The sequence below is a fragment of the Geminisphaera colitermitum TAV2 genome (assembly GCF_000171235.2).
Taxonomy (GTDB): Bacteria; Verrucomicrobiota; Verrucomicrobiia; order Opitutales; family Opitutaceae; genus Geminisphaera; species Geminisphaera colitermitum.
The window spans coordinates 50,336-76,155 of record NZ_ABEA03000104.1 but is presented as its reverse complement, the minus strand read 5'-3'; the positions used below and the strand labels follow the sequence as shown (position 1 = coordinate 76,155).

The window sequence follows — 25,820 nt, the reverse complement described above, 5'->3', positions numbered from 1 at the left end:
AAATCGTAAATATGGTCGAGCCCGGATCGGTTAACATTTGTCCACTTTGACAACCGTGAAACCATTACCCGATTCCACCTCAGAAACGGTCCAAACCGCCTCTGGAATTCCCTCCGGAAGCCTCCCCGCTGGAAGCACCACCGGACGACGGCTTGTATTCACCGCCCCAAGGCAAGCCGTCTTGCAACCGTTCGCGTTGGATTCGCTTTCTCTTGGCGACGATCAAGTGATTGTCCGCGCCGAACGCACGCTGCTGAGTCCGGGCACCGAGCTTGCGTTTTATGAAGGCACTCATCGCGGCTTGCCCGATCCCGCCAACACATGGGCCAAGTATCCGTTCAAGAGCGGTTACTCCGCCATCGGCACCGTTATTGCCGCCGGCTCCCGCGTCACGTCGCCGCGCCTTGGCGACCGTGTGATGCACTACGGACCTCATGCCACATGGTCGCTGTTGTCTCCGGAAAAGGAACCGTGGGCGCCCGTCACTTCCGACCTGCCGGATGACGCGTGGTTGATGGCCCGCATGGTGCAAATCGCGGAAACGGTTTCCTATGGTCTTCGTGCGACGCCGCAACGCGCGCTGGTTCTTGGCGCCGGACTTGTCGGCGTGCTGGCCGCGCAAGTTCTGTCAGCGCACGGCGTATCGGAAGTGGCAATACTCGACACCGTGGCCGACCGCGTTGCACTCGCCCGACGTTGCGGACTTGAACGTGCGGTGGCCGTCCGCCCCGGCGATTTAGCGCCCGCGCTCGCGCTGTTGAGCGACGCGCCCGATTGCGTGGTGGAGGCCACCGGCGTTTCCTCGCTCATCCCGCTGGCGCTCGGCGCGGTGCGCCGTCGCGGCGACGTCGTGTTGCTCGGTTCGCCACGCGTCCCCGTCGAACTCGATGTTTATGCGCACATCCATTTCAAAGGCGTTGCCCTTCTCGGAGCGCACGAAGGCATGGTTCCGAATCGCACGACCGATAAAACCCCCTCGCGACAAAGCGGACTGGAGCAAGCCATCGCGTGGATGAAGGCAGGCCGGGTTAACATCGCGCCACTCATTTCAACCGTGATTCCGCCCGAAGATCTGCCCGCGACCTACGCCCGGATTTCCGCCAACCGCGACAAGCTCCTCGGCGTGGTCGTCGAATGGAAATGATAAAACCATAACAATCCTCCCATGAGCACTCCCTTGACCACAGTTCCCTCCCCCCTTCGCATTGCCATCGTCGGCTACGGCAACGCCGGTTCCAAATACGCCGGATTGCTTGAGCGCGGCGCGATTCCAAGAGCCGTGCTTTCGGCGATTGTTTCCCGTTCCGCAAAACAAGCCGCGCCGTCTGCAACGCCGCGTTTTTCCAACCTGGCCGCGCTTGTCGCCGCGCAAGCCGCCGACGCGGTTATCATCACGACACCGCATCCCAGCCATCCCGCGCTCGCAGAGGAAGCCGCCTCCGCCGGACTTCACGTGCTCGTCGAAAAACCGCTGACCGTGACCATTGACGAGGCCCGGCGTCTTGCCGCGTTGCCCGCCCCCCCCCGGCAAGTGCGGGCCGTGATGCTCGATCGCCGGACAAATCCGCTTTGGCGCCATGTGCGCGCGGAGGCACGATCCGCCGCATTCGGGCCGCTGCGCCGACTCGGCTGGACGGCCACCGGCTGGTTGCGCACCGACGCCTATTATCGCAGCGCCGCCTGGCGTGGCACGTGGTCGGGTGAAGGCGGCGGCGTTCTGATCAACCAGGCCCTGCACGATCTCGACCTGTTGGTGTGGATTGCCGGCGGTCTCCCCAAACGGGTTTTTGCCCGCGCGACATTTGGCCGCGACCATCCGATTGAAACGGAAGACAATGTTCACGCGCTCCTCGAATGGGACAACGGTTGTCTTGGACATTTTGTCGCGTCAACCGGCGAGGCACCCGGAGTCCAGCGTGTGGAACTTGCCGGTGAAGGCGGCCTCCTTCAGATGGAAAACAACTCGACCACGATCTGCCGCAACGCCACCCGCACCTCGGAACTCCTGCGCACATGCCCGGATGCGTTTCCACAATTTCGGGCACCCCGAACTCTGCAAACTTTCGCCGCCGACTTTGACACGACAGCCGCGACCATTGCCCAATTCGCGTCTGCCTGTCGTGGCGACCCTGCGCCCGATCTGCCGACGTGGGACGATGCACTGGCGTCCGTGGAACTGGCCAATGCGTTCATTCTTTCCGCCGAGACGGGCGCGTTTGTCGATTTGCCTCTGCCCGCCGGAGCGGCCACCGCCTGCCTGCAACGGCTTCAAGACGGGACGATGAGCCGCGGTCGAGCAAATCGAGTTTCATGAACTGGTGTTACGCGGGCAGCACCAAGGAAAGCGGGTCTCCCGACCCGCCAGACGCGGCGTAGCCGCGCCATCCGGAATTGCGGTGCTTCGCACCGTCGGCGGGTCGGGAGACCTATACGCGCTAACATCTTTTCAATCGCCACGCATTTCTTGAGATTATTTCAGCAGAAAACAGCGATTTTTAGATTTAAAAGGCTGGTTTGAATCAAAAAATGAAGAAAAAAACGAAACATGTTAGCGCGTATAGGTCGGGAGACCCGCCCTCCACCCTCTATGAAGGAGTCGTTGGAACCGGTTTGCTGCGTATTCTGGCAACCGTTTCCAACTGTGCGCGCTGGCAGCGTTGCGGGGGCAGACCCTTCAAAATCTGCTCAAGATCATCCACGACCAAACGCCCCATCCACGGCCAGATTTCCGGGATGTTGCCCGCGCGATGCGCTTGCAAAAGGGTGTTTGGCGTGACGCGGGCGCGATGGCCGGCGGGGATCGGCTCGTCGGGCCACACATCAATGGCGGCGCGTATGCGACCGGACGCCGCAGCGTCGAGCAAATCGTCGAAATTCACAATGCCCGCCCGGCTGGCCAAAACAACAATGGCGCCGGGCCGCATGGTGGAAAAATAACGGGCGTCAATGCCCCCGGCATTCTCCGTGGTGGTCGCGGCAAGCAGAAACACGACGGACGCCCGCCGGAAACATTCGTCGAGCGAGGCCGGGATGACGCCCGCCTCGCGCAGAATCTCAGGATGTATCCAGGGATCACATACGAGGATTTCCCCGCCAAAGGGTTTTATGAGAGGCAGCAGGGCGCGGCCCAGGTTGCCAAAGCCGACAATGGCGAGTGTTTTCCCGGAAAGGAGAATCGAGTCATGATTGTCTCCCTCCCCGTAAAGCGTCTCCTGCCCGGCGCGGATGGACGCATCCGCCTCGTGGATACGGCGTGCCGAGGAGAGCGCCATGCCCAGGGCCATTTCGGCAACGGGCCGCGCAAACACCGGCCCGGTGGAGAGCACCGGGATGCCGCGGCGATGACATTCGAGGTAGTCGATGTTGGGCAAAAAATTGCTCTCAACATTGAAGACCGCCTTCAATTTTGGCGCGCGATCAAGACGTTCTTTCGGCAGCGGAGACTGGCCGATAAGCGCCACGGCTTCGGGCAGATAACGGTCAATGTGCTCCGGCGGGGCGGGCGGGCCATCGTGCCAGATGACCTCGCCAAGTGATTCGAGGCGGGCCTTGGTCGCCGCGTCGAAAATCAGGTCGAGCGGGCGTGGATGCGGATCCAACAGGATGAGCGGGCGTTCGGATTTCATGAGTTGCTAATTTTATGCGGAATTTTGTGGCGCGGGCGTCCCGCCCGCGCCGCTCCGTTGTAGGGGCTTCGCTTGCGAAGCCCGCGACTGCGTTGCGGCCTGCGACTGCTCTTCTGATATTCGGTAAATCTGTCCGGCTGACGCGGGCGTCGCAAGCGACGCCCCTACAGCGGGCGGGACGCCCGCGCCACTTTTGGGTCAAAATAGACGGGCCATGAGACCGGTGAGCGTGGCGTTGGCCGGGATGCGAACCACACGCGTATCCGCCGCCCACATCGTGCCCGACTCGCCATTGAGTCCGCGAGGGAGTGTCGCAAATGTGATGTCGAGTTGAGTTGCGTCAGCGGGGAGCGCGTCGAGTTCGAGGAGGACGGCTTGCGTCTGGTCGGCGAGCGGGAAACGCGCCGAGCGCACCGTCAGAGGAGTGGTTCCCGCTTTGAGCTGGATTGTTTTCGGTGTGAGCGAGGCAGGCTCCAGCGGTGTTGAGAAAAACACGGCAAGCGTTGTATCGCGGGCAAAGATACGGACGATGCGGGGGCGCTCTTTGTAGAGTGCGCCGCCGGGTGGTTCACGATAGAGAAAGGGCGGGCCGTAAACAGGCTGGTCGCCGTCGTAAGCGCCCGCGTCTGGAGCGCGTCCGGTGTGCCAGAGTGTGAAGCCGTCGATGATTTTTCCGGCGTCGCGGGCGGCGCTGTCGGGCGCAGTGCGATAGTCGTTCCGGGCGGGATCGACAAACTTGGGATCGGTGGCCGCGATGCCGTGCGTTTCGTAACCGGCGGCGGAAACATCGGGCTGAAAGGGCGCGGAACTGATGTCGTGGTCGAACTGGCAATCCTGGCCGGGCCATTCAATGAGACCGAGATGGGAGTCGCCCTGATGTGTGTAGGCGTTGTTGAAGTGGCGCAGGTGGTCGTCGGCTTTGCGCACTTTGCTGCCACGCGCGAAGGCAGCGCCGTAAGCGAAACTGTTGTGGTAAATGTGCAGAGGGTAATTGAGCGTCTCCTTCTTGTTGTAGTCGGCAAATTTATACACGGTCCATGCTCTGACTTCAGTGGCGCCATCCTGATCCCAGCGTCCGGTGTTGCCGTAGATGTAGATTTCTCCGCCCGCAACGCCGTCGATGGAAAAGACACCTCGGGGGCAGGAATCCAATCGGTTGTGATAGACGTGGAGGTTCCAGGTGAAGTTTTCCGGTTCGATCACGTTGTCGCGGAAGTGGTGAAAGTGGTTGTCGTAGATTTCGATGTTGGATTGGTGGCGCGCCTGCGCTCCGGTCGCCTCGCCGAGCCACCAGCGCAGGCCGTTGAAACCGTAACCGGCGTTGTTGTGCCGGATGACCGCGCCCCCCGCCGCCGCGCCGCCGCCGTAGATGCCGCCGTTGTAGTGTTTGAACACGCCGTGGTGGAGTTCGGCCCAGTCCCAGGTGGTGTAAACGCGCGTATCCTGAGTCCACTTACAGGCGTCGATGAGGATGTGGTGGGAACGGTCGCCGCGGGCGGAGATGGCGTGCTGGCCGGTCTCAAGAATGTCGCAGCGGAGGATGGAGATGTAACTGGAGTCGTTGATGGTGATGGCGTCGGTCCAGGCGTTACGGATTTCGACGTCTTGTAATGTCACCCAAGATACGTTTTCAAAGGCGAAGGCTTGGTTGCGTTTTCTCGATCCGGGTTCCGCACCGCCGTCGATCACGGGTTTGGTTGTAGTTCCGGATGCGATACCGGCGATGATAAGGGGGCGTTCGGGTTCGCCGGAGCGGGTGACGCGCACGGTGCCATGATAGGTGCCGGGCTGGAGTTGAATGATGTCGCCGGGCGCGGCGGCGGCAATGGCTCGCGTGATGGCTTCGGCGGGGCCGGGCGGGACGTGGTGAACAGCCGCAAATGTCGTCAGCGGCAGGAGCAGGGTCAGGGCAATGGAATACAGGCGGGGAATACGCATGAGGGGGGGGGGGAGGGGGGGATTAAGGGGTGGAAGAGCTAGGGTGCTGTTTTAAGGCAGCTACGTGGCCGTCGGCGTAGAGGTAATTGCGTGTGTTGCCGTGAGCCATCGGTTCAATGGAGTAGGTGGCGGTTTTGATTTTGGAATCCAGATCAACGAGCACCCATGCGCGGCTGGGCGACGCGATGTCTTGCATGGTCCATGGCAACTTAAGTGGATCTTGTGGATCGGCTTTGTAGCCGAAAACAGAGCCCGTGCTGCCGTCGGCTTTGCTGACGTTGGCGTTGGTGTAGTAGGCGGAGTAATCTTTGAGTTTGTCGTCCGCACCGATGATTTTTTTCCAAGCAGGACATTCGAGGAGGATGGCGTATTTGACGCCGTCGCGTTCGATGGTCTGGCCGGACATGTAGGGGAGAAGTCGGTCGGGGCTTGCGAGCTGACCGTTGCCTCCAGTGGTCGAGGCTTTCTGGTTGCTATAGAGGGGGCCGGGGAATTTGCCGTCTTTGCGCTCGTTCATGTAGAGCTGCATGGCGGTGCCGATTTGCCGGAGATTGCTGGTGCAGGTGACCCGATCGGCCTGCCGTCGCACGCGGCTGACGGTCGTCACCACGAGCATGGAGAGGATGCCGATGATCGCGATGACGGTAAGCAACTCAATCAGTGTGAAGCCGAAATGATGGGGTGAGCGATGTTCACAGGTTTTCATAGGGTGGTTGCGGTAGTTGGGGGGGGGGGGGGGGGGGGAGGAGTTGTCAGCGGCGTTGTTGGCGGAGACGGATGGCGAGCGCAAGGGCGCACACGCCGAGCAGGACGGCGAACGTTGCGGGTTCGGGGATGTTCCCGGCGGCAACGAAAAATACGCCCGCCAGTTCGGCGAAGGTCAGCGTGCCGGAAAGTTTTTCCGCGCCGAAGTTGACATAGTTGAGCGTGGCGTCGGCGAAGGCGTTTGTACCGACAACGGACAGGAGATTGGTGTAATCCACGTCGGTTGCGCCAGTACCGAGGAAGTCAACGGTGAACGTCGCCTCGCCCGTGCCGTTTTGGATGAGATTGCCGGCGATTGAGAGGCTGGCATTGGCACCGAGGTCGAAGCCGAGAATCGCGCCGCTGGCGAGCGTGACGTTGTTGACAGTGAGCGCAGTGCCCGCCGCGAATGTCGCATTCGAGGACACACTCACATCGCCCGTCGCCGCGAGGCTGCCTGTGACCATCAGCGTGCCTTGTTCAATGGTGGTGCCGCCTTCGTAGGTGTTTGCTCCGGCAAAAATCTGTGTCGCCACGCCGGTTTTTTTCAGGGCAACGGCTCCGGTGCCGGTGCCATTGGTGATGGTGCCGGAGTAGGTGCGAACGGTGTCGGTGGTGTCGCCAGTTTCGCCTGTGATGGCGAGCGTGAAGGTCGCGCCCGTGCCGGTGGTGGTTTCGCCAATCGTGCCGCCTGTGCCGCTCAGGCTGCGCACGAAAGTTGTTTTGGTTTCCGTATTTTCGACGCCGCCAACGTTGAGATTGAGCGTGCCGCCGTTCATGATGAGGGTGCCAAGTGAGGCATCGGTTTTCATGCGGAAATTCATCGTGCCCGCGGTGATTTGCGTGATGCCGCCAATAGTCAGGGCGTTGAGACGATTGGAAATGCTGCCACCCGTGGTACCGAAGTTAAGCGTGCCATCGAACAAGGAAACGTTGCCGCCAATTGCGAGGCTGAATTCGGCGGTTGCCTCAGCTGTGCCGCGATGCCGGAACGTCAGAGTGCCTATGTCGTATTTGGTGAGGTCGCCGGTGATCGTCAGGGTGCGGGCCACAGCGCCGCTGGTGCGAAACACGATGCTCCGGGTAATATCCGTCACCACATCGGCGGTGCCGTAAATCAGCGACGCCACAGTGCCGTCGCTGGTAAATGACACTTCGGTGTTAGCACTGAGGGTGGTGCTGGTGATGGCGATCTGGTCGCCAGAAGCGGGACGTGTGCCGGTGCCTGACAGCCGCACCCACGTGGCATCTGTGGTAAAACTACCATTGGTATCCGAGACATTGAACACAGACTGGGCCGGAGCGACGGCGACGCACATCAGCGAGAGCAAAAGAGGAAGGGCGAAACGGCTGCGAGATATGGAGACAAAAACAGGGGAAGACATGGATTGGGAGTGCATGAACGAAAGATACTACGATGGGGATTGGATCGACAATATCGACTATCCGTAAAAATTAGGATTTTGTGCTTTCCTGAAGAGTGAAATGGAAACACGATTTGGCCCGCCGGTCTCATGCCGGATGCACAAGTCCTTCGCCACGCAGCTTCCGTTTGCCCATTCAGTTCCCGAGTCTGTTTTCGAGCCGTCTGTTTTCGAGCCGTCGCCTCACATCATGTGCCGAGATAAAAATCCTGTTGATTTCCGGTTTCATTCGTTTTGCCGCCACCGCTTGCCGGTGGAGTCAGGCGAGGGGCTGTCGTTGCCGGTCCGGCCCGGGTTCACGCGCAGTCTGGTGACGCTTTGCGGCATCGCCCGCGTGGAGTGGGCGGAACACCAGTTTTTGTTGGAAACGGACGTGGCGCTGCATCTGGGCGGCGGGGAAGCCACACGGCTCGCCGCCGCGGAACAGGGGCGATGCGTTGTGGCTGAGGTGTTGTTTGAGGGCAGGCGTCCGGCGGAATACGCCGCGTATCTGAATGCCAACTACGGGATGGGGTTTCCCGCCGCGGATCGGAAGGAACTGGCCGCATGTCTGCGAGCGTTCGCCCGTCACGCAAGACGGGAAGGCGCGGGGGACGCGAGGGGGGGGGGAGGGGGGGCACAGATCGCTTTTCGGTGGTTTTTGATGACGCATCGCAATGCCCGGAAGCGTCGGGATAATCTTGGCGGTTTTCTTAAGGGGGGACGCGAGGAGTTGACGCGTGTTGCCAGCGAGCACGGTTTTTCGCTCGCCGTGCTGGCGCAGCATTTCGGGTGCAGTCCGTCGCACTTCGCGTCGCAGTTGCAACACGTCTGGCAACAGCCCGCCGCCGCGCTTTTGAGGGAGGCGCGGTGGGCTTGCGCGCTGCGCCTCATGGAGACAACGGGGCTGCATTTGCGCGACATTGCGAAAAAATGCAGTTACGCCTCGGTGCCTGCTTTTCACGCCGCCTTTAAAAAACGTTTTGGTCTGTCTCCGGGCGAGTTTCGAGCGCATCCGGAGCGGTGGCCGGACTTGGCAAATCCAGCGTCGGAGTCGCAACAAACACCGGCACGCACAGCGGTTTCAGCGATGAACGACAAACGTCCGCAACGGAGCGGCCAGCAGGTAACGCTTGTGCCCATCAGGGTTCCGGTCGCAACGACGCCGGCGGTGGTGCCAGAGGCGCCCTATTACCACTTCGATGGAGGCGAGGTGGATTATCCGTTCAAAAAACCTTTCCGGCTTTCGATTCAGACGATTTCCAACGCAATGCAATGGGGTCTTACGCTGGAGGGATGCGGGGTATTTGAGGTTGGGGGACATCGCATCACGGTCGGACCGGGCATGGCGATCATGTTTCCGCAGCCGATCAATGCCACATGGGTTTCGCCCGACGAGAAGCCGTGGCATCGTGTGTGGATCAAGATGCGCGGGGCGTGGGCGATCCAGACGATGGAACGGTTCATCGAACAACATGGCTGGCTGGTTTCGATCCCGGTGCGTTCGAAGCCCGTGACGCTGGCGCGGAAGTGGGTGTCGTTCTGGCATCAGGAAAACGGGCGGCTTTCGTTCGACGGGTGCGAGGCGGCTTTCGAGTGGTTTTTGAGCTGGAGCGATTTGGTGGAGAGCGGACGCGTCACACCGCTGGCGGCGCCCAATATGCGGCAATTTTCGTCGCGGCAATTTTTCCGGCAAATCAAGTCGATCACCTCCTATGCGCGCGAGGTGGGTTATTCGCGTTCGCACCTGAGCCGGAAATTGAAATATCAGTGGACCGAGACGCCTCAACCCGGCACGTTTTTGCGAAAACAAAAGCTGGCCGAGGCGGCGCTCGATCTTCGCACCACGTCGCTCTCCGTGGAGAAGATTGCGCGTCGCGCGCACTACGCGCATACGAGCACATTCATCCATGCATTCACCCGCGAACACGGCACGAGTCCGTTGCAATACCGTCTCCACGCGCAACGCCAGCAATGAGGACCAGCCATGCGACTTCGACATAAGCCTGTAAAAATTGCCTGTTTCACCTCCGGCATGAGCCTCGTGGGCCGTCGCGTGTGGAACGGCGTGGTGGCTTTTGCCCGCGATAGGCGGGATGTAATCGTGCAGCAATGGTCACTGGCCCGGCTGGCCGACCCCGGATTCATGGCGGCGTCCGGATGCGATGGGGTGGTGATGATTGACGGACGCGCCGGGGATTTTGCCCGCCTGCCGCAAGGACTGCCGGCAGTGACAACCAGCGCCTATTTGAAGTCCGCCGGCATACCGCGAGTGTGCGACGACCAACGCTGGCTCGGCGAACTGGCGGCGGGGTATTTCACGCGCCGGGGATTCCAGACGGTGGCGTATTGCGGCTATCCCTTTCATCACGGCTCGCAATTGCGCGGAGCCGGGTTTGCGGAGGCTGCCGGGGCGGCGAGGGCCAGGGTGCTGGTTTACGAGGTGAAGGGTTCGCCGGAGGAAGACGTGGCGTTCAATTCCGCCAGGGAACAACGCCGGCTGCGCGCGTGGTTGCGCCGGCTGCCGAAGCCGTGCGCGCTGCTGGCATTCAGCGACACGCTGGCGGGACTCGTCATGCAACTGGCCCTGGATGAAGGGCTGCGGTTGCCGGAGCATGTCGCGCTGCTGGGCATCGACAACGACATGCTCCTGCAACGGGCGCTTCCTCTGGGACTGTCGAGCATTGAAATCGGTTCGGAGAAAACCGGAAAAAAGGCAGCCGAAGTAGTATTAAATTGGATACGCGATGGAACGGCCCCGGCTGCGGAAACCCTGGTGCGTCATGCGCGCCTGGTGCCGAGGCAGACCACGGACCGGCATTACACGGAGGATGATTTTATCGCGCAGGCGCTGGATTTCATTCACGAGCACAAGACCTCGGCACCGACGGTGACGGAGATTGCGGCCCACATGGGTTGCACCCGGCGAACGGTGGAGCGGAGGTTTCGCGCGGCGCTGGGAAATTCCGCGCACCAGGTGATGCAGGAACTGCGGCTGGAACGAACGCAGGCGTATTTGCTGGAGTCGCAGGCGCCACTAAAGGCGGTGGCGCTGGCGTGTGGTTTTTCGAACGACCGGCATTTGTGCACCGCGTTTCGCCAGCGATTCGGCATGACACCGGGCGGGTTTCGACTGTCCGGCGCCGGTTGATTGAGCCCGAAAGATGTGGTCAAAAAATCCATGTTTTTGGCACGACTCTCCATCCTGTTCGTCGATCGATTTCTGTAAGATGGGCGACTTTCACTCTAATATACATGAGCAAGATCCCCGTTTCCCTCCAACTCTGGTCCCTCCGCGACCTGACCAAAGATGACTTTGCCGGCACCATGCGCAAAGTCGCTGAAATCGGCTTCCAAGGCGTCGAGACCGCCGGTTACGGCAACCTTTCCGCGGAAGACGCCGCCAAGGCCATCGCCGACGCCGGTCTCAAAGTCTCCGGCCAGCACATCGGCCTCGCCGCTCTCCGCGCCGACCTCACCAAAGTCGCCCAAGAAGCACTGCTCCTCGGCACCAAGCACGTCATTTGCCCGTCCTCGCCGCGCGCCCTCTTTGTCAGCCCCTCCGCCTGCGCGCAGATCGGCGAAGAACTCAACGAAATCGGCGCGAAGCTGCGCGGTTTCGGTCTCGAATTTCACTATCACAACCACGCCTTCGAACTCGTTGAACTCGCCGGACGCCGCGGTTTTGACTGGCTCCTCGACGCCGCCGCGCCGCGCAACCTGCTCTGTCAGGCCGACGTTTATTGGGTCCACACGGGCAACAAAAACCCCGCCGAATTCATCCGCGAACAAGGCCGCCGCATCAAACTCCTCCACATCAAGGACGAGAAGGAAATCGGTCTCGGCCCGGTAAACTTCCAGGAAGTGTTCACCGCCGCCGAAAGCATCGGCTCAGTCGAGTGGTACGTCGTCGAAGTCGAACGCTACAACCACGCCCCGCTCGAATCCGTGCGCCTTTCCTTCGAACAACTCAAAAAGTGGGGCAAAACATAAGCAGTGAACAGTGAACAGTGATGCAGTGAACAAAACACATCACTGCTCACTGCTTCACTGTTTCACTGCTCACTGTTCACTGCTCACTGTTTCTTCCCATCATGGCTAAATCTACCAAAACCAAATCCACCAAAACTGCGTCCGCCCCGGCGTCCGCGTTTTCGCAAAAAGACTCGTTCAACGTCGCCGTGATCGGCGCCGGCGGAATCGGCCTCGACCACATCAACTCCTTCAAGCAACACCCGGCGGCCAAAGTCGTTGCCATTGCTGAAGTGTCGCCCGAACGCGGCAAGGAAGCCGCCGACAAATTCGGTATCCCCGAAGTCGTTACCGACTACCGCAAGCTCCTTGCGCGTCCCGACATTGACGTATTCTCAATCGCACTACCCAACTACCTGCACGCGCCCGTGTCCCTCGCCGCCCTGCGCGCCGGCAAGCACGTGATGCTCGACAAGCCCATGGCGACCAACGCCAAGGACGCCGCCGCTCTCGTCGCCGAAGCGAAAAAGCAGAAAGTGCTCCTCATGGTCGGCCAGAACAACCGCTTCACGCCCGAAGTGCAGACCGCCAAAGGCCTCATCGCCCAAGGCGTGCTGGGCGACGTTTACCACGCCAAGACCGCCTGGACCCGCCGCTCCGGCATCCCGCGCATCGGCTCCTGGTTCACGCAGAAAAAGTTCGCCGCTGGCGGCGCCACCTACGACATCGGCGTCCACGCGCTCGATCGCTGCCTGTATCTGATGGGCGAATTCGAAGCCGCCGCCGTCAGCGGGCAGACCTACGCCAAATTCGGTCCTCGCGGCCTTGGCGACGGTTCATGGGGCAAGGGCGAGATTGATCCCAACAAACCCTTCGACGTGGACGATCTCTCTGTCGCGCTCATCAAGCTCAAGAGTGGCCGCACCGTGTTGCTCGAAGCCTCTTGGGCCGCGCACCAGCCCTTCGCTGATTTCAACGGCACGCAAATGTTTGGCACCGAGGCCGGCATCCTGTTCCCGCCGCTGCAACTCTTCCGCAACACCCCGCTTGGCTACTCCAGCGAACTCGTCAAAACCTCGACCGCGCTCGTCAATGGCAACCGCATGGTTCACTTCATTGACTGCCTGCTCGGCAAGGCCGAACCCTACGTGAAGCCCGAGGAATCGCTCGCCGTCCAAAAGATCCTCGACGCCATCTACCTGTCCGCGAAGACCGGCAAGGAAGTGCGGATCAAATAACACCGCCTGCCTGACGCAGCCGCGCCCTGCCGCGCGCGGCATCGCCAAAAAGTCAGGGCCCGCCGATTACCCCTAACGGCGGGCCCTTTTGTTTTCTCGTCCGGTCCCTTGCGGGCCGGACGTCCATGTTACCCCTTTAACCCTGCTGGGCAGGGAAAGAACACCTCAACTCTGAGCAACCCGCGTGCCAATCCGTGGCAGTGCTAAAATTTTTCGCGTCGTTTCCAAACCACGCTTCTCCCCCCGCCATTTTTTCGTCTTGTTCATGCGCATGACTCAGCCGCCTTCGACTACCACCAGGCGCATTCGTCGCCCGTCTTTTGTCGCCGCCTTCGGCCTCTGCCTCCTGCTTGCAACTGGCTCTCGCCTTCACGCTCACGCCGACCACCACGACACCACCCTCGCAACGGCCACAACCACCTTATCCACACCGCCCGCTGCCAAAAACGAAGGCTATGCCACGGGCGTTGTCATCAAACCGTTGCTCAAAACCCGCACGGACAACGCCGGCCACCCGCTGGTCTACCCGGCCACCGGCCCGGCTGAAGTCACGGGACTCATCGTGGAAATCCCCGCCGGACAGGAAACCGGCTGGCACCGTCATCCCGTGCCCTGCCTCGCCTACGTGCTCGAAGGTGAAATCCGCGTCCACCTGCGCAATGGCGACGTCAAAGTCATCCAAGCCGGCCAGGCCATCGCCGAATTCGTCGATCTCGACCACAACGGCGTAAACCCCGGCCCCGGTCCGGCGCGTCTGGTCTTCTTTGTCATCGGCACCGCCGACCAGCCCTTTACGGTCAAGACGCCCGCCCAAACCAGAGAAGAATAAACCACAGAGACACCGGGCACCCGAGGCAGCCATTCGTCATTCGCCTTTCGCCTCACGCCCGCTCCAATACGAGCATGGATTCGGCGCCGTTGAAAAACGCGTAATCCACCGGCACCTCGCGTGCACGAATGCCCTCCGCCGCCAAGCTGTCGCACAACGCGGCGAGTTTCGCATACGGCAACCCATCCGGACCGCAAACCGGATGAATGCGCACTTCGCCACGACTCACGCGCATCATCTCGCGGCACGCCGCCAGATGAAACGCCGCATCGAACTGCGCCACGTGCAAAAACAGCAAATGCCCGCACAGCACCAGGTCGAACTCTCCATCGGCAAACGGCAGCGCCGGCAGGCGCGCGCCAACATAGCGCCCTGAGACAAACCCGCCATCGTAGTCGTCGAGGAAGCGCGCCGCTGCCGCGCGTCGGTCGGCCTCGGCTTCGTCGATCGAACCAAACACCGGACCGCAACGCACCAGCCCCGGACAAGCCCGGAGCTGCTTGAACATCGTGGCATAGTCGATTTTCACATACGCCTCAAGTGTGCCCGGTGTGCAACCGTAGAGCGGATCGACCGCCGTTACGTCGATGCCCAGTTCGCCCGCCTCGACGGCAAACGACGCCGGCCCCGCCGCCACATCAAGCACCCGGCGTCCGCGCAATGTGACAAGGTCGTGCTCAAGCGCGAAGAACCGGACATACTCCGCCAGCGTCCGTCCGAAAAACCGGACAACCGGCGTCTCCAGCGAAAGCGGTGGCGGTCCGTCCGATTCATTTTGGAGGGCGGGTCTCCCGACCCGTCGGCCCGGCGCAGCCGGGCCATCCGGATGGGCGACGCTTCGCGTCGTCAGCGGGTCGGGAGACCCGCTCTCCACTAACAAGGCGGCATCGGCTGATTCAGCAATGGATACAGTAGCAGTCATGATTTTTTTACTTTGGAAAACAGTTGGATTGGGAAACGAGACGGAGAGGAAAACGGACGGGACTGATGGATTTTTCGGGAAAACAAAAAGCCCGGCTCTGGTATTCAAGAGCCGGGCCCGGTTTGGATGGGAAGCACCGCGTTATCGCGGTCTGCGTGTCATTGCGCACGCGTCACCATCGCCGGGCCGGTCGCCACCAGCCGTAACCGTAATAGCCAAAAAAATACACCGCTGGCACGAAAGGCGTGGCGGTGCAGACTGGCTCAAGGTTGCTGGCTGACTTCATAAAAGACGAAAACGAAGGAGGCATGAATGCCCTTTCCGAACCAAAACGCAAGCACGACGACAGCCCCCGTATTGTCGGAGGGCGGGTCTCCTGACCCGCCGACGAGGTTCGCGTCAGCGAGCCTCGTCCATCCGGAAAGCGCGGCTGCGCCGCGTCTGGCGGGTCAGGAGACCCGCCCTCCGATGTCTGACATCACGTCCAGCCCCCCCTCCCCCCCCCCTACATCCGAACGAGATGTTTTATAGGTTGGCCGGTGCACGAAATTTGCTTTCCTCCCCATTGTGCCCACCACCCAAACATCCTCCCTAAAGATCCTGTTTGTCTCCCCTGAAGTGGAGCCCTTCGTCAAGGTTGGCGGACTGGCCGACATGGTCGGGGCGCTCCCCAAGGCGCTGGCGGCCCTGGGACATGACGTGCGCATCGTGTGCCCCGCCTACGGCTGCGTGAAGATCGGCGGCCCCGGCTGGCGTCCGCGCCAGGACCCGCTCGGCGTCGATGTCGGCGATCAGGCGGAGTGGGCCCGCACTTGGGAAACCACGCTGCCGCGCGCCACGACACCCGTGCCTGTTTATTTCCTCGAACACCACCGCTTCTTCGGCCGCCCGGAGGTTTACACCGGTCCATGGGGCGCGCACGAAGACAACGACCTGCGCTTCGCCTTCTTCTCGCGCGCCGCGCTCACCCTCTGCCTGCAACTCGGCTGGACCCCCGATGTTGTCCATTGCCACGACTGGACCACCGGGTTCGTCCCCGTGTACCTCAACACCGTTTTTCAAAACACCGCGCTGCGCGGCACGGCTTCGGTCTTCACCATCCACAACCTCGAGCATCAGGGCACCTTCAGCCGGCGCGCCCTCGACTACGCGCGCCTGCCCGCCTCGGAGTTTCGCCCCGACAGCGTGGAGGCGCTCGGCGGCGTCAACATGATGAAAGCCGGCCTCTACCACGCCACCAAGCTCACCACCGTGAGCCCGACCTACGCGCACGAAATCCGCACGCCCGAGGGCGGCTGCGGACTGCACGATGTGCTCACCTTCCGCGGCGCCGACCTCATGGGCATCCTCAACGGCATCGACACCTCGACGTGGAGCCCGGAGATCGACATGAGCCTGCCCTCGACCTACAGCGCGGCGAACTTCAACGGCAAGGCTGTATGCAAGGCGGCACTACAACGCGAATTTGGCCTCAAGGTTGACCCGGGCATGGCGGTCTTTGGCATCGTATCGCGTTTCGCGCACCAGAAGGGGCTCGATCTCGTGGCCGAGGCCCTGCCCCACATCGTAAAGCGGATGCATGTGCAATTTGTAATTCTCGGCGCGGGCGATCCGGGGCTGGAATATGCGTTCCGCGGCATCGCGGAGGACTACCGCGGACAGGTCGGCACTTATGTCGGATACAGTCCCGGCCTCGCGCGGCTGGTGCAGGCAGGCAGCGATTTTTTTGTCATGCCGAGCCGCTCCGAACCCTGTGGACTCACGCAACTCTACGCCATGCGCTACGGCACTCCGCCCATCGTGCGCGCCACCGGCGGCCTCATCGACACGGTGGACCGGTATAACCAAGAGACGGGCGACGGCACTGGTTTCTTGTTCAACGACGCCACGCCTGCCGCGCTCTACAACACCGTGGGCTGGGCATGCTCAACCTACTACGATCGCCCGCATCACATGCGTCTGTTGCGTCGCGCCGGCATGTCGCGCGACTTCACCTGGCGTCGCAACGCCGAGCTCTACGTGGACGCCTACCACTGGGCGATTCAGTCCCGCCGAGAAGGGCTGAGCGCAGGACGCACCGACGCGAAATCGAAGGCAATTTAGAGCAGTTTCATTTAAACTGTAGCCATTTGATACCTGGTAGGGAGGCCTCTCCGAGGCCTCCGCCGTGCGTAGTGTGAAAATGCGAAATTCATAGGTAGATGGAGCGTGGTTTCGGAGGCCTCGGAGAGGCCTCCCTACCGTTAAGACGACGGCTACATCTCAACTGAAAACGCTCTAACCCGCATATTTCACACACTTACCAATCAGTCATCACGGAAACTGTTCCTTGCGCATCCGCCCTCCCCCCCCCCCCGGCGTCTGCGGTTTTACTGAGGACGCGGTTTTCGCGGGCGGGAGGAGGACTTTGCTTCAGACACGTTCTTGATTGTGACTGGTTTTTTCGTGACGGGTTTTTTCCCTGCGCGTTTGGATGGGGGTTGAGGTGGCCTTTTGCGGGCAGCAGCTTGAGCAGGCGCAGGTGTGGCAACGGGAGCGGGAGTTGGAGTTCCTGGGTCGATTTCGATGCCGAAGACGTCGCCGAGTTGATCGGCGGCAAGCGCGGAGGTGTCAGCACCGATCTGGACGGCACCCGTGGTAGCGGCGGCAAGGAGCTCCATGTGGTCAACGCCGCGCAGCGTGAAAAGGAGTTCGGGTTGCGTGTCGAGACGCGCTCCCACCCCGTAAAGAACGGCAGCAAGGTGTTTGCAAAGGCTGGCCATGTCGGGGCAGGTGCACTCCATTTTGATTTCAGAGGGCGCGGGAAACAGGCCGTCCTTGCGGTCGGTGATCACTTGCATGACGCCGTCGGACAAGCGGCCTTTTAACAGATCAACGAGTGAATTGATGTTGCCTGCGCAGCGTTGTTTGATCGCGTCCCAGCGCGCAGGGGCGAGCGGGGCAATGGTGATGGTTTGCCGGTAAAGTTGGGAGCCCATGACTTGCGCCGTGATGCGCCCGGGGACGATTTGCAGGTCGATGACAGAGCCGTTGCGCACGTAGGTGCGGCCTCGCGGGAGCCGGTTGGCATAGTCGCTGAATGACTCCAGGTGCTGGCACCAGGCATTGCCCCAAAACGTAGTGGAAATTTTCTTGCCAGTGATGTTGACGGGGGAGAGGGGTTCCCCGTTTTTGGCTGCTTTTCTGGCTTCTTTTGCCGCCTTGGCGCGGCGTTCGGCAACGGGGACGTAGGGGGCAAATCCTCCGTATCCATAGTCGGATACATAAAAGCCACGAGAGCGGTTGGATCGGGTGGTGGTAGTGCGGCGGCTGGAGGTGCGCATGTGGTGTGTGTGGACGCCTTAAAGCAGGCAGGAGGCAGGGGAGGCAATGTAACATTTTTTTGGAGACGGAATGCAGGGGGGGGGGGAGCTTTTTTTGAATAAGTGGCGCGGGCGTCTCGCCCGCATCTCACAAACTCAGAGCGGGCGGGACGCCCGCGCCACGCGCTTTCATCGGGGGGGGGGTTATTCGTCTTGCATGGCGGCGCGGAGGTCGAGGCGGACGAGGTTGAGGAGGTCGGTGTCGTTCATCTCGGTGAGGAGGGTTTCGCCGCCGGCTGCAGGACCTAGGATTTCGTCGGCGAGGTTTTTTTTATTGTTTATCATGGCGTCGATTTTCTCCTCCAGCGTGCCGGCGCAGATGAATTTGTGGACAAGGACGTTTTTTTTCTGGCCGATGCGATAGGCGCGGTCGGTGGCTTGGTTTTCAACGGCAGGGTTCCACCAGCGGTCAAAGTGGATGACGTGCGCGGCTTGCGTGAGCGTAAGGCCAGTGCCTCCGGCTTTGAGCGAGAGAATGAAAAAGGGCGGGCCGTCTTCGCGCTGGAATTGTTCAACCAGGGTGCGTCGTTCTTTTACGGATACACTGCCGTGCAGCACGAGGCCGGGGCGTCCAAAGATGCCGGCAAGGTGGTGGTGGAGGGGCGTGGTGAGTTCCCGGAATTGGGTGAAGACGAGGGTTTTTTCCTGTCGGGATGCGATTTCGGAACAGAGTTCGGCGAGGCGTTGGAATTTGCCGCTGGCATCGGGCGCGTAGTCGCCGGAGCCGGTGAGTTGCGCGGGGTGGTTGCAGAGTTGTTTGAGACGCAGGAGGGTGGCGAGGATGAGGCCGCGGCGTTGCATGGCGTCATTCGTGGCGGCGGCGGGAGGGGTGTCGGCGGCGGCGCGGAGTTTTTCGCCGAGGTCTTTGACGATTTGCTCGTAGAGGACGGCTTGTTTTTTGCTGAGTTGGCAGTGGGTGCTGAGTTCGGTTTTGTCGGGGAGGTCGGCGATGATGGCGCGGTCGCTTTTGAGGCGGCGGAGGATGTAGGGGCGCACGATTTGGCGCAGGGGGGCCCAGGCGCCGGGTTCAGTGTTTTGGGCGAGGCGGCGGGTGAAGGTCGTAAATTGTCGGGCGGCTCCGAGGAGGCCGGGGTTGAGGAAGTCGAAGAGTGACCAAAGGTCGCCGAGGTTGTTTTCGATGGGTGTACCGGTAAGTGCGATACGCATGGGGGCGCGGAGTTCTTTGACGGCGCGGGTTTGGCGGGTGCCGGGGTTTTTGATGGCTTGGGCTTCGTCGAGGATAACGTGGCTCCACTCAATGCGGCGGAGCCAGTCTTGTTTGAGGAGCATGCCGTAGGTGGTGAGTACGATGTCGGGGGAGTAGCGAGTAGGGACGAGTTGTGTGGTGAGTTCGGCGAGGGGATCCGTCGCAGCAGCCAGGGCGGAGAGGGTCGCGGGTGGGGCTTCGGAGGGGTGGATGGCTACGAGTTTGAGTTCGGGGGCAAAGCGGGCGGCTTCAGCGAGCCAGTTTCCGAGTAGTGAGGCTGGCAATACAATGAGCGCGGGGGCGGCGGCGGGAGAGGTGGCGGGAGGGGGGGGGGAGGCAGGAGGAGTGGAAATGGCGGGAGAGGAAGCGGCGGGAGGGGCGGGAGGTGTAGTGCGTTTTTGGCTACGGGCGCGGAGGAGGAGGGCGAGGATTTGGATGGTTTTGCCAAGGCCCATGTCGTCGGCAAGGCAGGCTCCGAGGCCCAGGGTGGTGAGGAATTGGAGCCATTCGACGCCCGCCATTTGATAGGGGCGCAGGGTGGCGTTGAGGCCGGGGATCGTGGTTGGGGCTTGCGAGGATTGGGAGGAGGGGTGGGGGGGGGGAGGGGCTGCGGAGTTGCGCAGGGTGGCGAGGGTGGTGGATAGCCAGTCGCCTGCGTTGATGTGCGACCATTCGCGGAGGGTGGCGTTGGCGGGTTCGGGTGTGGCGGAGTCGGTCGCGGCACCGGCAAGCAGGCGGAGGCCTTCGGCGAGTGTTATGCCGCCGTCACGTCGGGCGCGTTCAAGGGTTTTCCAGTGTTCGAGGACGTGACGGATTTTTTCGGGGTCCACTTCGACCCAGCGGCCTTTGAGGAGGACGAGTCCGCCGTCGCTGGCTGCAATGCGCGCCCATTCTTCCTCGGTGATGGGTTCGCCGTCGAGCGAGAGGCCGATGTCGAAGTCGAGGAGGGCGTTGAGGCCGAGTCCGCCGGGGGGCTTGCCGCCAATGGTGACGTTGACGCGGGGGCGCGTGGGTTGGCCGTTTTTCCACCAGTCGGGAACGCGCACGAGGAGTCCGCTTTCCTCAAAGGCGGAGATGTCTTTCAGGAAGCGGTGGGCGTCGCGTGGGGTCCAGGTTTGGGGTTGGAAGATGCGTTGCGTGTCCACGAGTTCGCGCACGAGGGGGCTGCGGGTGGCGGCGCGTTGCACGGGAGCAAGGAGGGCGAGGAGGGTGTCGCGGTGTCCGGCGTATTCTTGGAGGGCGCGGCCCAGGGGGAGGTATTGGGGACGGGCTTGGTCGGAGATGCGGTGGGTGTAGGTCGCAAGAAAGGCAAAGGGGCGTTGGGGGTCGCGTTTGTTTTCGGCGAGGTGAAAGGTGACGCGTCCAACGAGGTGCCAGAGGGGGTTTTGCGCGCGAAGCCAGGCGGGCGGGCCGCCGGGTGTTGTCCGAATGCCTGCTTGCGCAAGGGCATCGAGCGCAGTCCAGAGCGTGGCAAGTATGTCGGGGCGCAGATACTCGGCTCCGCGCATGGGGGGAGCGGTGTCAGCAAGCGCGTTGAGCGTGGCGGTATCAGGCGGCGCAATGAGCGCAGGAGCGGGAGAAGCGGCCGTGGCAAGCGCAGTGGTGTCTTCGGGGAGGTGGCAGAGTTGAGTGAAATATCGCCGGGCAAATTCACGCCAGAACAGGCCCGCCGGGGGCAGTGGCGAATCGAGGGCGCAGGTGGCGAGCGCAAGCAGGATGCGGGCACTGGTGGCATCGAGCGTTGCGGCAAGGGGGGGGGGGGCATCCGTTGCACCGGTTGCCGTTGTTGTGTCATTTGGCCCGGTCGCCGTTGTTGCCGCCGTCAGGGTTTTGATGAGTCGCGCATCGAGTAATGATGCGGCGTCGTGCGCGGCGTCAAAACGGAGGTGGCCTTGCGGTGTGAGCAAAAACGGCATGGATGGGCAGGGTTCCCGGTTGAGCCTTGCGGTGTCAACAGGCGCGTTGGTAACAGGAGCGCTCCTTTCACAAATTAATAAAATCCGCGTTTGCGTGTAGTTTTCATTACCGCACAGCGCCAAATCCGCATCCCCCATGCCAATCCGCCCACGAACCCCATGAACCCGCCTCCCGTCGATCTCTCGATTAACGACCTGATCGCGGAGGCGCTCGCAAGGCACGAGGCGGCATTGTTTCGCTATGCCCAACGTCTCCTGCGCGATGAAGGCCACGCGCGCGACATCGTGCAGGAGACGTTCTCCGCCCTCGGAACCACGCCCCCGTCCGCCTGGCTCGACCACACCGGGGCGTGGTTGTTCACCGTCTGCCGCCGCAAATCCCTCAACCTCCTCCGCAAACTCGGCCGCATCACCCTCCTCGACGACGAAGCCACCGCCCAACTCGTTTCCCACGACCCCACCCCCGCCGCCCAAGCCCAGCACGACGACGACCGCCGCCTCATCCTCGAACTCGTTGAAAAACTTCCGCCCAACCAACGCGAAGTCGTCCGCCTCCGCTATCAAGAAGGCTTCAGCTATCAGGAAATCAGCCGCATCACCGAACTCACCTCCAATCACGTCGGCGTCCTCCTGCACAACGCCGTGCAGACCATGCGCCACCAATGGGAGGTCCAAAACCGGCGACACCGGTAAATCCTGCCCCCTCCCCCCCCCCCTCGAACTCGAAACTCTAAACAACAATCACGCCATGACCACGCTGCCGCGCACCACACCGACCGACGCCACGCCCGATGACCCGCGCCTTACCGCCTACACCTCCGGCGACCTCCCGCACGTCGAAGCCGCGCACTTCGTGATCGACACCGCCCGCAACCCCGAAGTGCAGGACGATGTCGCCCGCACCCACGAATTTATCGCCGCCTTGGAGGATGCCCTTGCCTCTGAACCCCTGCCGCAAGTCGATCCGCCCATCCTCCTCCCGCGTCCCGCGCCCAACCTTGCCCGCCTCACCGAACCGAAGCACCACCCACGACGCTTCGCGCTTTTCCCCGCCCTCGCCAGCGCCCTAGCCATGGCCGCCTGCCTGGTCATGATCGCCGCCCTGCTCATCCCGACAGTTGGCAAAGTGCGCGAATCAAGTGCGAGAAGCGCTGCCGCCAGCAACATCCGTCAAATCGGCCAAGCGTCGTTTATCTATGCCACCGACAACCAAGATAAATTGCCAGACGCCGCCGATCTTCATGCCTACGCCGGCCAACTGGCCGCTGGCGGAGGACTCAACGATGCGTCGGTCTGGCTCGCTGGCATTGATGAGCGAAACCTTGGTTACACCACGGTTCTTTCGCCTGACTTTCGCGTGAGTAATAATTTCAAGCCGGGAGACCCGGTGCCGCTCAACCCAGCGTTTCAGTCCGCCAAGCTCAGTTTAGCCGTCCCGCTTGGTGGTATCACGGCCACCATGCCATCGACTACGCCCATCGCTTGGACGCGTGGACTGCAACCTGACGGGACGTGGGCGGCGCACAGCCCGTGGGGTTCATCGGGAGGGCATATCGTATTCGCAGGCGGCAACGTTGCCTGGTATAAAAACTTGCACGACCGGGCTAATCAATTGCTCCGCTATGATGGTAAAGGGACAACCAGCGACATCCGCGAAGCTCTTCCTCCCGGCACCCGTATCGGTGAATACCTTCCGACCGAAGCCGAACAACTGGCATGGTCACAGCAGACCAAAAACATGGGGAATTATTCCGATAGCCGTCACTTTGAGAACTACGCGCCCTTGATCCTCTTGGCTGCCGCCGGGTTGGGAATTGCGGCTCTAATTTACCTGCGACTGACGGGACGAATCAGTACCATGGCCATGCTCGGGCTTGTGGTGGTGGGTTTCGCTCTTCTTGCGTTGTTCATCCCCTTCCTTGGACGCGTGCGCTGATCCTGACGTGGCACAGGGCGTTCCGCTCGCAATTATGGAGTGCGGCGATTCATCGCCGCTATTGACGGGCTGTTTTAACGGCCCGCCTACTCCGCCATAAGGCGACGCGATAAATCGCATCGTCCAAAGCGGCGATGAATCGCCGCACTCCAAAGTGGTCGACGTGGCGCGGGCGTCCCGCCCGCTTCGAAACAAAAAGCGGGCGGGACGCCCGCGCCACTGGAGGAGACACGTTACCGCAACGCCCCTTTGATCGCCGCGAGGAAATCCGTGTAGTCGTCAAACGCCCGAAACTGCGGGAACTGCTCGCGGACATTGGCCGGGGCGTGAAACAGGAAACCCACATCGGCGGCGGCGAGCATGGTCGTGTCGTTGAACGAATCGCCCCCTGCGATCACCCGGTAGTTCATCGCACGAAACGCCTCCACGGCCCTGCGCTTCTGATCGGGGATGCGAAGCTGATAGTTGGTGATGCGATCATCGTCGCCGATCACGAGTTGGTGGCAAAAAAGCGTGGGCCAGTTGAGCTGGCGCATGAGGGGTTGGGCAAACTGTTCAAACGTATCGGACAGGATGATAAGCTGCGTGATGGAGCGCAGTTCGTCCAAAAACTCGCGGGCTCCCGGCAACGGGTTGAGCGTGCCAATGACGGCCTGGATATCGGCCAGTTTGAGCCCGTGCCGGTCGAGGATGGCGAGGCGGCCTTGCATGAGTTTGTCGTAGTCGGGTTCGTCCCGCGTGGTACGCCGCAGTTCGGCGATGCCGGTCTTTTCAGCCACGGCAATCCAGATTTCCGGCACGAGCACGCCTTCCATGTCCAAGGTGACAATCGCTTGTTTCACGCGCCGGGAGTGTTCTGAGTTTTTTTCCGCTGTCGAGCGCAGCCCCTCACGATTTCGCCGGATTGAGCGCAAGCGCCGTGAGATGCCCCAGCCACACCGCCACGAGGCAGAGCGCCACGCTCCCCAACACATTGCCTCCGGCCCGGAGTAATTCGCCCTCTTGGGCCAGCGTCAGCGTTTGCAGGCTGAACGAGGAAAACGTCGTGAAACCGCCCAACACGCCCGTCATGAAAAACTGCCGTCCGTTCACGCCCACCGGCGTGCGTCCGTCTGGGGCCGTCAGCGTTGCAAAAAATCCAATAATAAAGGACCCGATGACATTGACGGCGATCGTGCCCCACGGAAACGCTCCGCCGCCCGTGCTTTGGTTCACGAATCCGGTAAGCGCAAACCGCGCCATGCCGCCCAGTCCGCTGCCAAGTGCAATGAGGAGATAGAGAATCATGATGTGAACATGCCAAAGTCCCGTGGTAAATTATCCATCAATGTCTCACCGACGCGGCCAACGGGTAAGCGGCACCTGTTTTGCATGACGTACGTAGAGGATGCGAATGCTCTCCTCTCGCTGCGTGTAAGTGACGTGGTATTTGAAGCGTTTGAGGTAGCCCAAACGGATAGCCGGCGCAATTTCGGGGCACGATTCAGGAAACTGTCGAATCTGTTGCTCCCACTCTTCGTATTCCGCTAAAAACGCCGCCCCCAAACCAGCCTTTCGTTGAAACCACCGGGCTGCTGCAATCAGCTCCTCGGAGGCCAGTCGGTTAAAGGAGACTTTCATTGCAAGGCGCGGCGAGCTCTTCGCAAAACGCTGGAGGAGGCGATGCCCTCGTCTCCCTCAATATCCATTTGCAAGGCGCGCACGGAGCTAACCGTCGCCAACTCGATCAGATCAAGGCGTTGCTGGATAGCGGTCTTGTGCAGAGGTCGGCGTGAAGCCGTTGATTGTTTGGAACTCTGATATTTGGTGGCGGCGGACATGGTGGTGGAACATGGCATCGCGCCAACCTGCTGGCAAGCTCACTCACTGCACGATGGCGGCGAGGTCGAGGATGACTTGGCGCACGTCGTTGTTTTCACGAGCACGGGTGATGAGCGTGGCAAGCGCGGCAGAGAGAGCCTTGTCGTCGGTGGCAGGCAACGTCTGGTTGTTCAGGGTTGCAACGAGCGCCAGCGAGTCTGAAACCGCGCCGCCCGCGCCTGCCTTGGCCCTGCCAGTATCCTTGAAATCGATACGCACTCGTCCAAACCACGACGCTGGCGTCTCGTCGTTCAAATATGCCTTCACTATTACCCGCTGCTCCGGCTCGCTAAACGCCTTTAAAAGCTGTTCCAGCACCTCAACCGCAACTCTTCGAGTGCCTCGCGCGTATTGATTAACGGTGCTTCGCGGCATCCCAACCATATCAGCAATGTCCTGCTGGCGACGTCCCTTGGTAAGCTTTTTCAATGCAACGGAGAGGTGGCTCATGCCGTGACTCATGTTGCATCATGATTCAATTGCAATAAACGCTTGATTCTCGTTAAGAAACATGGCTCAAAATGAATTATGCAAAATGCGCAAAGTTTTTACGAAATGGAACTACGTTGGGTGCGCCGGGTTCGCATGTCCCCAAACCCCAAATTGTCGCCCTACGTGAAAGATGCCGCACATCGGGAAAAAGAATTACTCTTGCTGCTTAAGAAATTCTTGCCCGCTCCCCCTGCTGTTTCCCCTGCCAAACCTCCTCCTTCCGACGCGACAAAGGATTCCCTTGCTGGATCGTCAAAAAACGGGATCGGCAACGATTTGAAAAAGAACATGCTCGACTCCGTAACAGTGATTACAAGTGCCCGAAAAACTTGATACAGCCATCCAACTGGAAATCAATGGGTTCAAATCAGACAG

24 protein-coding genes are annotated in these 25,820 nt (G+C 61.2%); 11 read left to right on the top strand and 13 right to left on the bottom strand.

Going from position 1 to position 25,820, the window contains the following annotated elements:
* Positions 1-55 precede the first annotated feature (55 nt).
* A complete protein-coding gene (locus OBACDRAFT_RS12360; RefSeq protein WP_157837048.1) occupies positions 56-1,144 on the top strand; it encodes a zinc-binding dehydrogenase in 1,089 nt (362 codons plus the stop codon).
* A 21-nt stretch (positions 1,145-1,165) separates the two neighbouring features.
* Complete coding sequence (locus tag OBACDRAFT_RS12355; protein WP_052361870.1) at positions 1,166-2,314, top strand: Gfo/Idh/MocA family protein; 1,149 nt, start codon at positions 1,166-1,168, stop codon at positions 2,312-2,314.
* Between the two features lie 271 nt (positions 2,315-2,585).
* Here the strand turns inward: OBACDRAFT_RS12355 and OBACDRAFT_RS12350 are convergent, their stop codons facing one another.
* The 5 genes from OBACDRAFT_RS12350 to OBACDRAFT_RS28915 all read right to left on the bottom strand — a co-directional run bounded on the left by OBACDRAFT_RS12350 (position 2,586) and on the right by OBACDRAFT_RS28915 (position 8,624).
* Positions 2,586-3,626: a hydroxyacid dehydrogenase gene (locus tag OBACDRAFT_RS12350; RefSeq protein ID WP_043586011.1), complete on the bottom strand. Its 1,041-nt coding sequence runs from the start codon at positions 3,624-3,626 to the stop codon at positions 2,586-2,588.
* 198 nt (positions 3,627-3,824) lie between these two features.
* Complete coding sequence (locus OBACDRAFT_RS12345) at positions 3,825-5,564, bottom strand: right-handed parallel beta-helix repeat-containing protein (protein ID WP_043586009.1); 1,740 nt, start codon at positions 5,562-5,564, stop codon at positions 3,825-3,827.
* Positions 5,565-5,586: 22 nt separating this feature from the next.
* On the bottom strand, positions 5,587-6,354 hold the full coding sequence (locus OBACDRAFT_RS25370; protein ID WP_052361868.1) for a prepilin-type N-terminal cleavage/methylation domain-containing protein: 768 nt from the start codon (positions 6,352-6,354) through the stop codon (positions 5,587-5,589).
* Positions 6,317-7,708, bottom strand: coding sequence for an autotransporter-associated beta strand repeat-containing protein (locus OBACDRAFT_RS12335; protein WP_043586007.1), 1,392 nt, complete (start codon positions 7,706-7,708; stop codon positions 6,317-6,319). Before OBACDRAFT_RS12335 ends, OBACDRAFT_RS25370 begins: the two co-directional genes overlap by 38 nt.
* A 283-nt stretch (positions 7,709-7,991) precedes the next feature.
* A complete protein-coding gene (locus tag OBACDRAFT_RS28915) occupies positions 7,992-8,624 on the bottom strand; it encodes a hypothetical protein (protein ID WP_232767062.1) in 633 nt (210 codons plus the stop codon).
* Between OBACDRAFT_RS28915 and OBACDRAFT_RS28910 the strand changes: the two genes are divergently transcribed.
* The 5 genes from OBACDRAFT_RS28910 (at position 8,532) to OBACDRAFT_RS25365 (ending at position 13,750) form a co-directional block, all read left to right on the top strand.
* Positions 8,532-9,689: a helix-turn-helix domain-containing protein gene (locus OBACDRAFT_RS28910; protein ID WP_425601739.1), complete on the top strand. Its 1,158-nt coding sequence runs from the start codon at positions 8,532-8,534 to the stop codon at positions 9,687-9,689. The two genes, OBACDRAFT_RS28915 and OBACDRAFT_RS28910, sit on opposite strands and share 93 nt — an antisense overlap.
* A gap of 9 nt (positions 9,690-9,698) precedes the next feature.
* On the top strand, positions 9,699-10,862 hold the full coding sequence (locus tag OBACDRAFT_RS12325; RefSeq protein ID WP_081722009.1) for a substrate-binding domain-containing protein: 1,164 nt from the start codon (positions 9,699-9,701) through the stop codon (positions 10,860-10,862).
* A 104-nt stretch (positions 10,863-10,966) separates the two neighbouring features.
* Positions 10,967-11,704, top strand: a complete 738-nt coding sequence (locus OBACDRAFT_RS12320) for a sugar phosphate isomerase/epimerase family protein (RefSeq protein WP_043586004.1) — start codon at positions 10,967-10,969, stop codon at positions 11,702-11,704.
* Between the two features lie 101 nt (positions 11,705-11,805).
* Entirely contained in the window at positions 11,806-12,921 is a 1,116-nt protein-coding gene (locus OBACDRAFT_RS12315; protein WP_043586003.1) for a Gfo/Idh/MocA family protein, read from the top strand.
* A 271-nt stretch (positions 12,922-13,192) separates the two neighbouring features.
* Positions 13,193-13,750, top strand: a complete 558-nt coding sequence (locus OBACDRAFT_RS25365; RefSeq protein WP_088179304.1) for a cupin domain-containing protein — start codon at positions 13,193-13,195, stop codon at positions 13,748-13,750.
* A gap of 52 nt (positions 13,751-13,802) precedes the next feature.
* Here OBACDRAFT_RS25365 and OBACDRAFT_RS12305 read toward each other — a convergent pair whose 3' ends face one another.
* Positions 13,803-14,672, bottom strand: coding sequence for a class I SAM-dependent methyltransferase (locus OBACDRAFT_RS12305; protein ID WP_232767060.1), 870 nt, complete (start codon positions 14,670-14,672; stop codon positions 13,803-13,805).
* A gap of 567 nt (positions 14,673-15,239) precedes the next feature.
* Between OBACDRAFT_RS12305 and glgA the strand changes: the two genes are divergently transcribed.
* Positions 15,240-16,775, top strand: coding sequence for a glycogen synthase GlgA (glgA, locus tag OBACDRAFT_RS12300; protein WP_052361864.1), 1,536 nt, complete (start codon positions 15,240-15,242; stop codon positions 16,773-16,775).
* A gap of 266 nt (positions 16,776-17,041) precedes the next feature.
* On the opposite strand, the gene OBACDRAFT_RS12295 is transcribed toward glgA, so the two are convergent.
* Both OBACDRAFT_RS12295 and OBACDRAFT_RS30725 read right to left on the bottom strand, forming a co-directional pair.
* Positions 17,042-17,995: an SWIM zinc finger family protein gene (locus tag OBACDRAFT_RS12295; protein WP_052361862.1), complete on the bottom strand. Its 954-nt coding sequence runs from the start codon at positions 17,993-17,995 to the stop codon at positions 17,042-17,044.
* A gap of 183 nt (positions 17,996-18,178) precedes the next feature.
* A complete protein-coding gene (locus OBACDRAFT_RS30725) occupies positions 18,179-21,157 on the bottom strand; it encodes a DEAD/DEAH box helicase (RefSeq protein ID WP_052361860.1) in 2,979 nt (992 codons plus the stop codon).
* Positions 21,158-21,316: 159 nt separating this feature from the next.
* Between OBACDRAFT_RS30725 and OBACDRAFT_RS12285 the strand changes: the two genes are divergently transcribed.
* Entirely contained in the window at positions 21,317-21,850 is a 534-nt protein-coding gene (locus OBACDRAFT_RS12285; RefSeq protein ID WP_043586060.1) for an RNA polymerase sigma factor, read from the top strand.
* 55 nt (positions 21,851-21,905) lie between these two features.
* The gene (locus OBACDRAFT_RS25360) at positions 21,906-23,093 is read left to right on the top strand and encodes a hypothetical protein (RefSeq protein WP_052361858.1); all 1,188 of its coding nucleotides are present in this window, start codon (positions 21,906-21,908) and stop codon (positions 23,091-23,093) included.
* Positions 23,094-23,326: 233 nt separating this feature from the next.
* Here OBACDRAFT_RS25360 and thrH read toward each other — a convergent pair whose 3' ends face one another.
* The 5 genes from thrH to OBACDRAFT_RS12250 are packed head-to-tail and all read right to left on the bottom strand — an operon-like array spanning position 23,327 to position 25,403.
* Complete coding sequence (gene thrH / locus OBACDRAFT_RS12270; RefSeq protein WP_043586001.1) at positions 23,327-23,935, bottom strand: bifunctional phosphoserine phosphatase/homoserine phosphotransferase ThrH; 609 nt, start codon at positions 23,933-23,935, stop codon at positions 23,327-23,329.
* A 46-nt stretch (positions 23,936-23,981) separates the two neighbouring features.
* Positions 23,982-24,377, bottom strand: coding sequence for a fluoride efflux transporter CrcB (crcB, locus tag OBACDRAFT_RS12265; protein ID WP_043586054.1), 396 nt, complete (start codon positions 24,375-24,377; stop codon positions 23,982-23,984).
* Positions 24,378-24,425: 48 nt separating this feature from the next.
* Entirely contained in the window at positions 24,426-24,713 is a 288-nt protein-coding gene (locus OBACDRAFT_RS12260; protein WP_043586000.1) for a type II toxin-antitoxin system RelE/ParE family toxin, read from the bottom strand.
* Positions 24,710-24,913, bottom strand: a complete 204-nt coding sequence (locus OBACDRAFT_RS12255) for a hypothetical protein (protein WP_125068986.1) — start codon at positions 24,911-24,913, stop codon at positions 24,710-24,712. The genes OBACDRAFT_RS12260 and OBACDRAFT_RS12255 overlap by 4 nt, the downstream gene beginning before the upstream one ends.
* A gap of 43 nt (positions 24,914-24,956) precedes the next feature.
* Positions 24,957-25,403: a helix-turn-helix domain-containing protein gene (locus tag OBACDRAFT_RS12250; protein ID WP_043585998.1), complete on the bottom strand. Its 447-nt coding sequence runs from the start codon at positions 25,401-25,403 to the stop codon at positions 24,957-24,959.
* 165 nt (positions 25,404-25,568) lie between these two features.
* Between OBACDRAFT_RS12250 and OBACDRAFT_RS12245 the strand changes: the two genes are divergently transcribed.
* Positions 25,569-25,778 (top strand): hypothetical protein, encoded by a 210-nt coding sequence (locus OBACDRAFT_RS12245; protein ID WP_198529894.1) that lies wholly within the window; start codon positions 25,569-25,571, stop codon positions 25,776-25,778.
* Positions 25,779-25,820 lie beyond the last annotated feature (42 nt).

Bases quoted from the DNA above. Each gene is read 5' to 3' on its own strand.
- OBACDRAFT_RS12355 (WP_052361870.1), top strand. From the start codon at position 1,166: ATGAGCACTCCCTTGACCACAGTTCCCTCCCCCCTTCGCATTGCCATC.
- OBACDRAFT_RS12350 (WP_043586011.1), bottom strand. From the start codon at position 3,626: ATGAAATCCGAACGCCCGCTCATCCTGTTGGATCCGCATCCACGCCCG.
- OBACDRAFT_RS12345 (WP_043586009.1), bottom strand. From the start codon at position 5,564: ATGCGTATTCCCCGCCTGTATTCCATTGCCCTGACCCTGCTCCTGCCG.
- OBACDRAFT_RS12335 (WP_043586007.1), bottom strand. From the start codon at position 7,708: ATGCACTCCCAATCCATGTCTTCCCCTGTTTTTGTCTCCATATCTCGC.
- OBACDRAFT_RS28915 (WP_232767062.1), bottom strand. From the start codon at position 8,624: ATGCAGCCCCGTTGTCTCCATGAGGCGCAGCGCGCAAGCCCACCGCGC.
- OBACDRAFT_RS12325 (WP_081722009.1), top strand. From the start codon at position 9,699: ATGCGACTTCGACATAAGCCTGTAAAAATTGCCTGTTTCACCTCCGGC.
- OBACDRAFT_RS12320 (WP_043586004.1), top strand. From the start codon at position 10,967: ATGAGCAAGATCCCCGTTTCCCTCCAACTCTGGTCCCTCCGCGACCTG.
- OBACDRAFT_RS12315 (WP_043586003.1), top strand. From the start codon at position 11,806: ATGGCTAAATCTACCAAAACCAAATCCACCAAAACTGCGTCCGCCCCG.
- OBACDRAFT_RS25365 (WP_088179304.1), top strand. From the start codon at position 13,193: ATGACTCAGCCGCCTTCGACTACCACCAGGCGCATTCGTCGCCCGTCT.
- OBACDRAFT_RS12305 (WP_232767060.1), bottom strand. From the start codon at position 14,672: ATGACTGCTACTGTATCCATTGCTGAATCAGCCGATGCCGCCTTGTTA.
- OBACDRAFT_RS12295 (WP_052361862.1), bottom strand. From the start codon at position 17,995: ATGCGCACCTCCAGCCGCCGCACTACCACCACCCGATCCAACCGCTCT.
- OBACDRAFT_RS30725 (WP_052361860.1), bottom strand. From the start codon at position 21,157: ATGCCGTTTTTGCTCACACCGCAAGGCCACCTCCGTTTTGACGCCGCG.
- OBACDRAFT_RS12285 (WP_043586060.1), top strand. From the start codon at position 21,317: ATGAACCCGCCTCCCGTCGATCTCTCGATTAACGACCTGATCGCGGAG.
- OBACDRAFT_RS25360 (WP_052361858.1), top strand. From the start codon at position 21,906: ATGACCACGCTGCCGCGCACCACACCGACCGACGCCACGCCCGATGAC.
- OBACDRAFT_RS12260 (WP_043586000.1), bottom strand. From the start codon at position 24,713: ATGAAAGTCTCCTTTAACCGACTGGCCTCCGAGGAGCTGATTGCAGCA.
- OBACDRAFT_RS12255 (WP_125068986.1), bottom strand. From the start codon at position 24,913: ATGTCCGCCGCCACCAAATATCAGAGTTCCAAACAATCAACGGCTTCA.
- OBACDRAFT_RS12250 (WP_043585998.1), bottom strand. From the start codon at position 25,403: ATGAGCCACCTCTCCGTTGCATTGAAAAAGCTTACCAAGGGACGTCGC.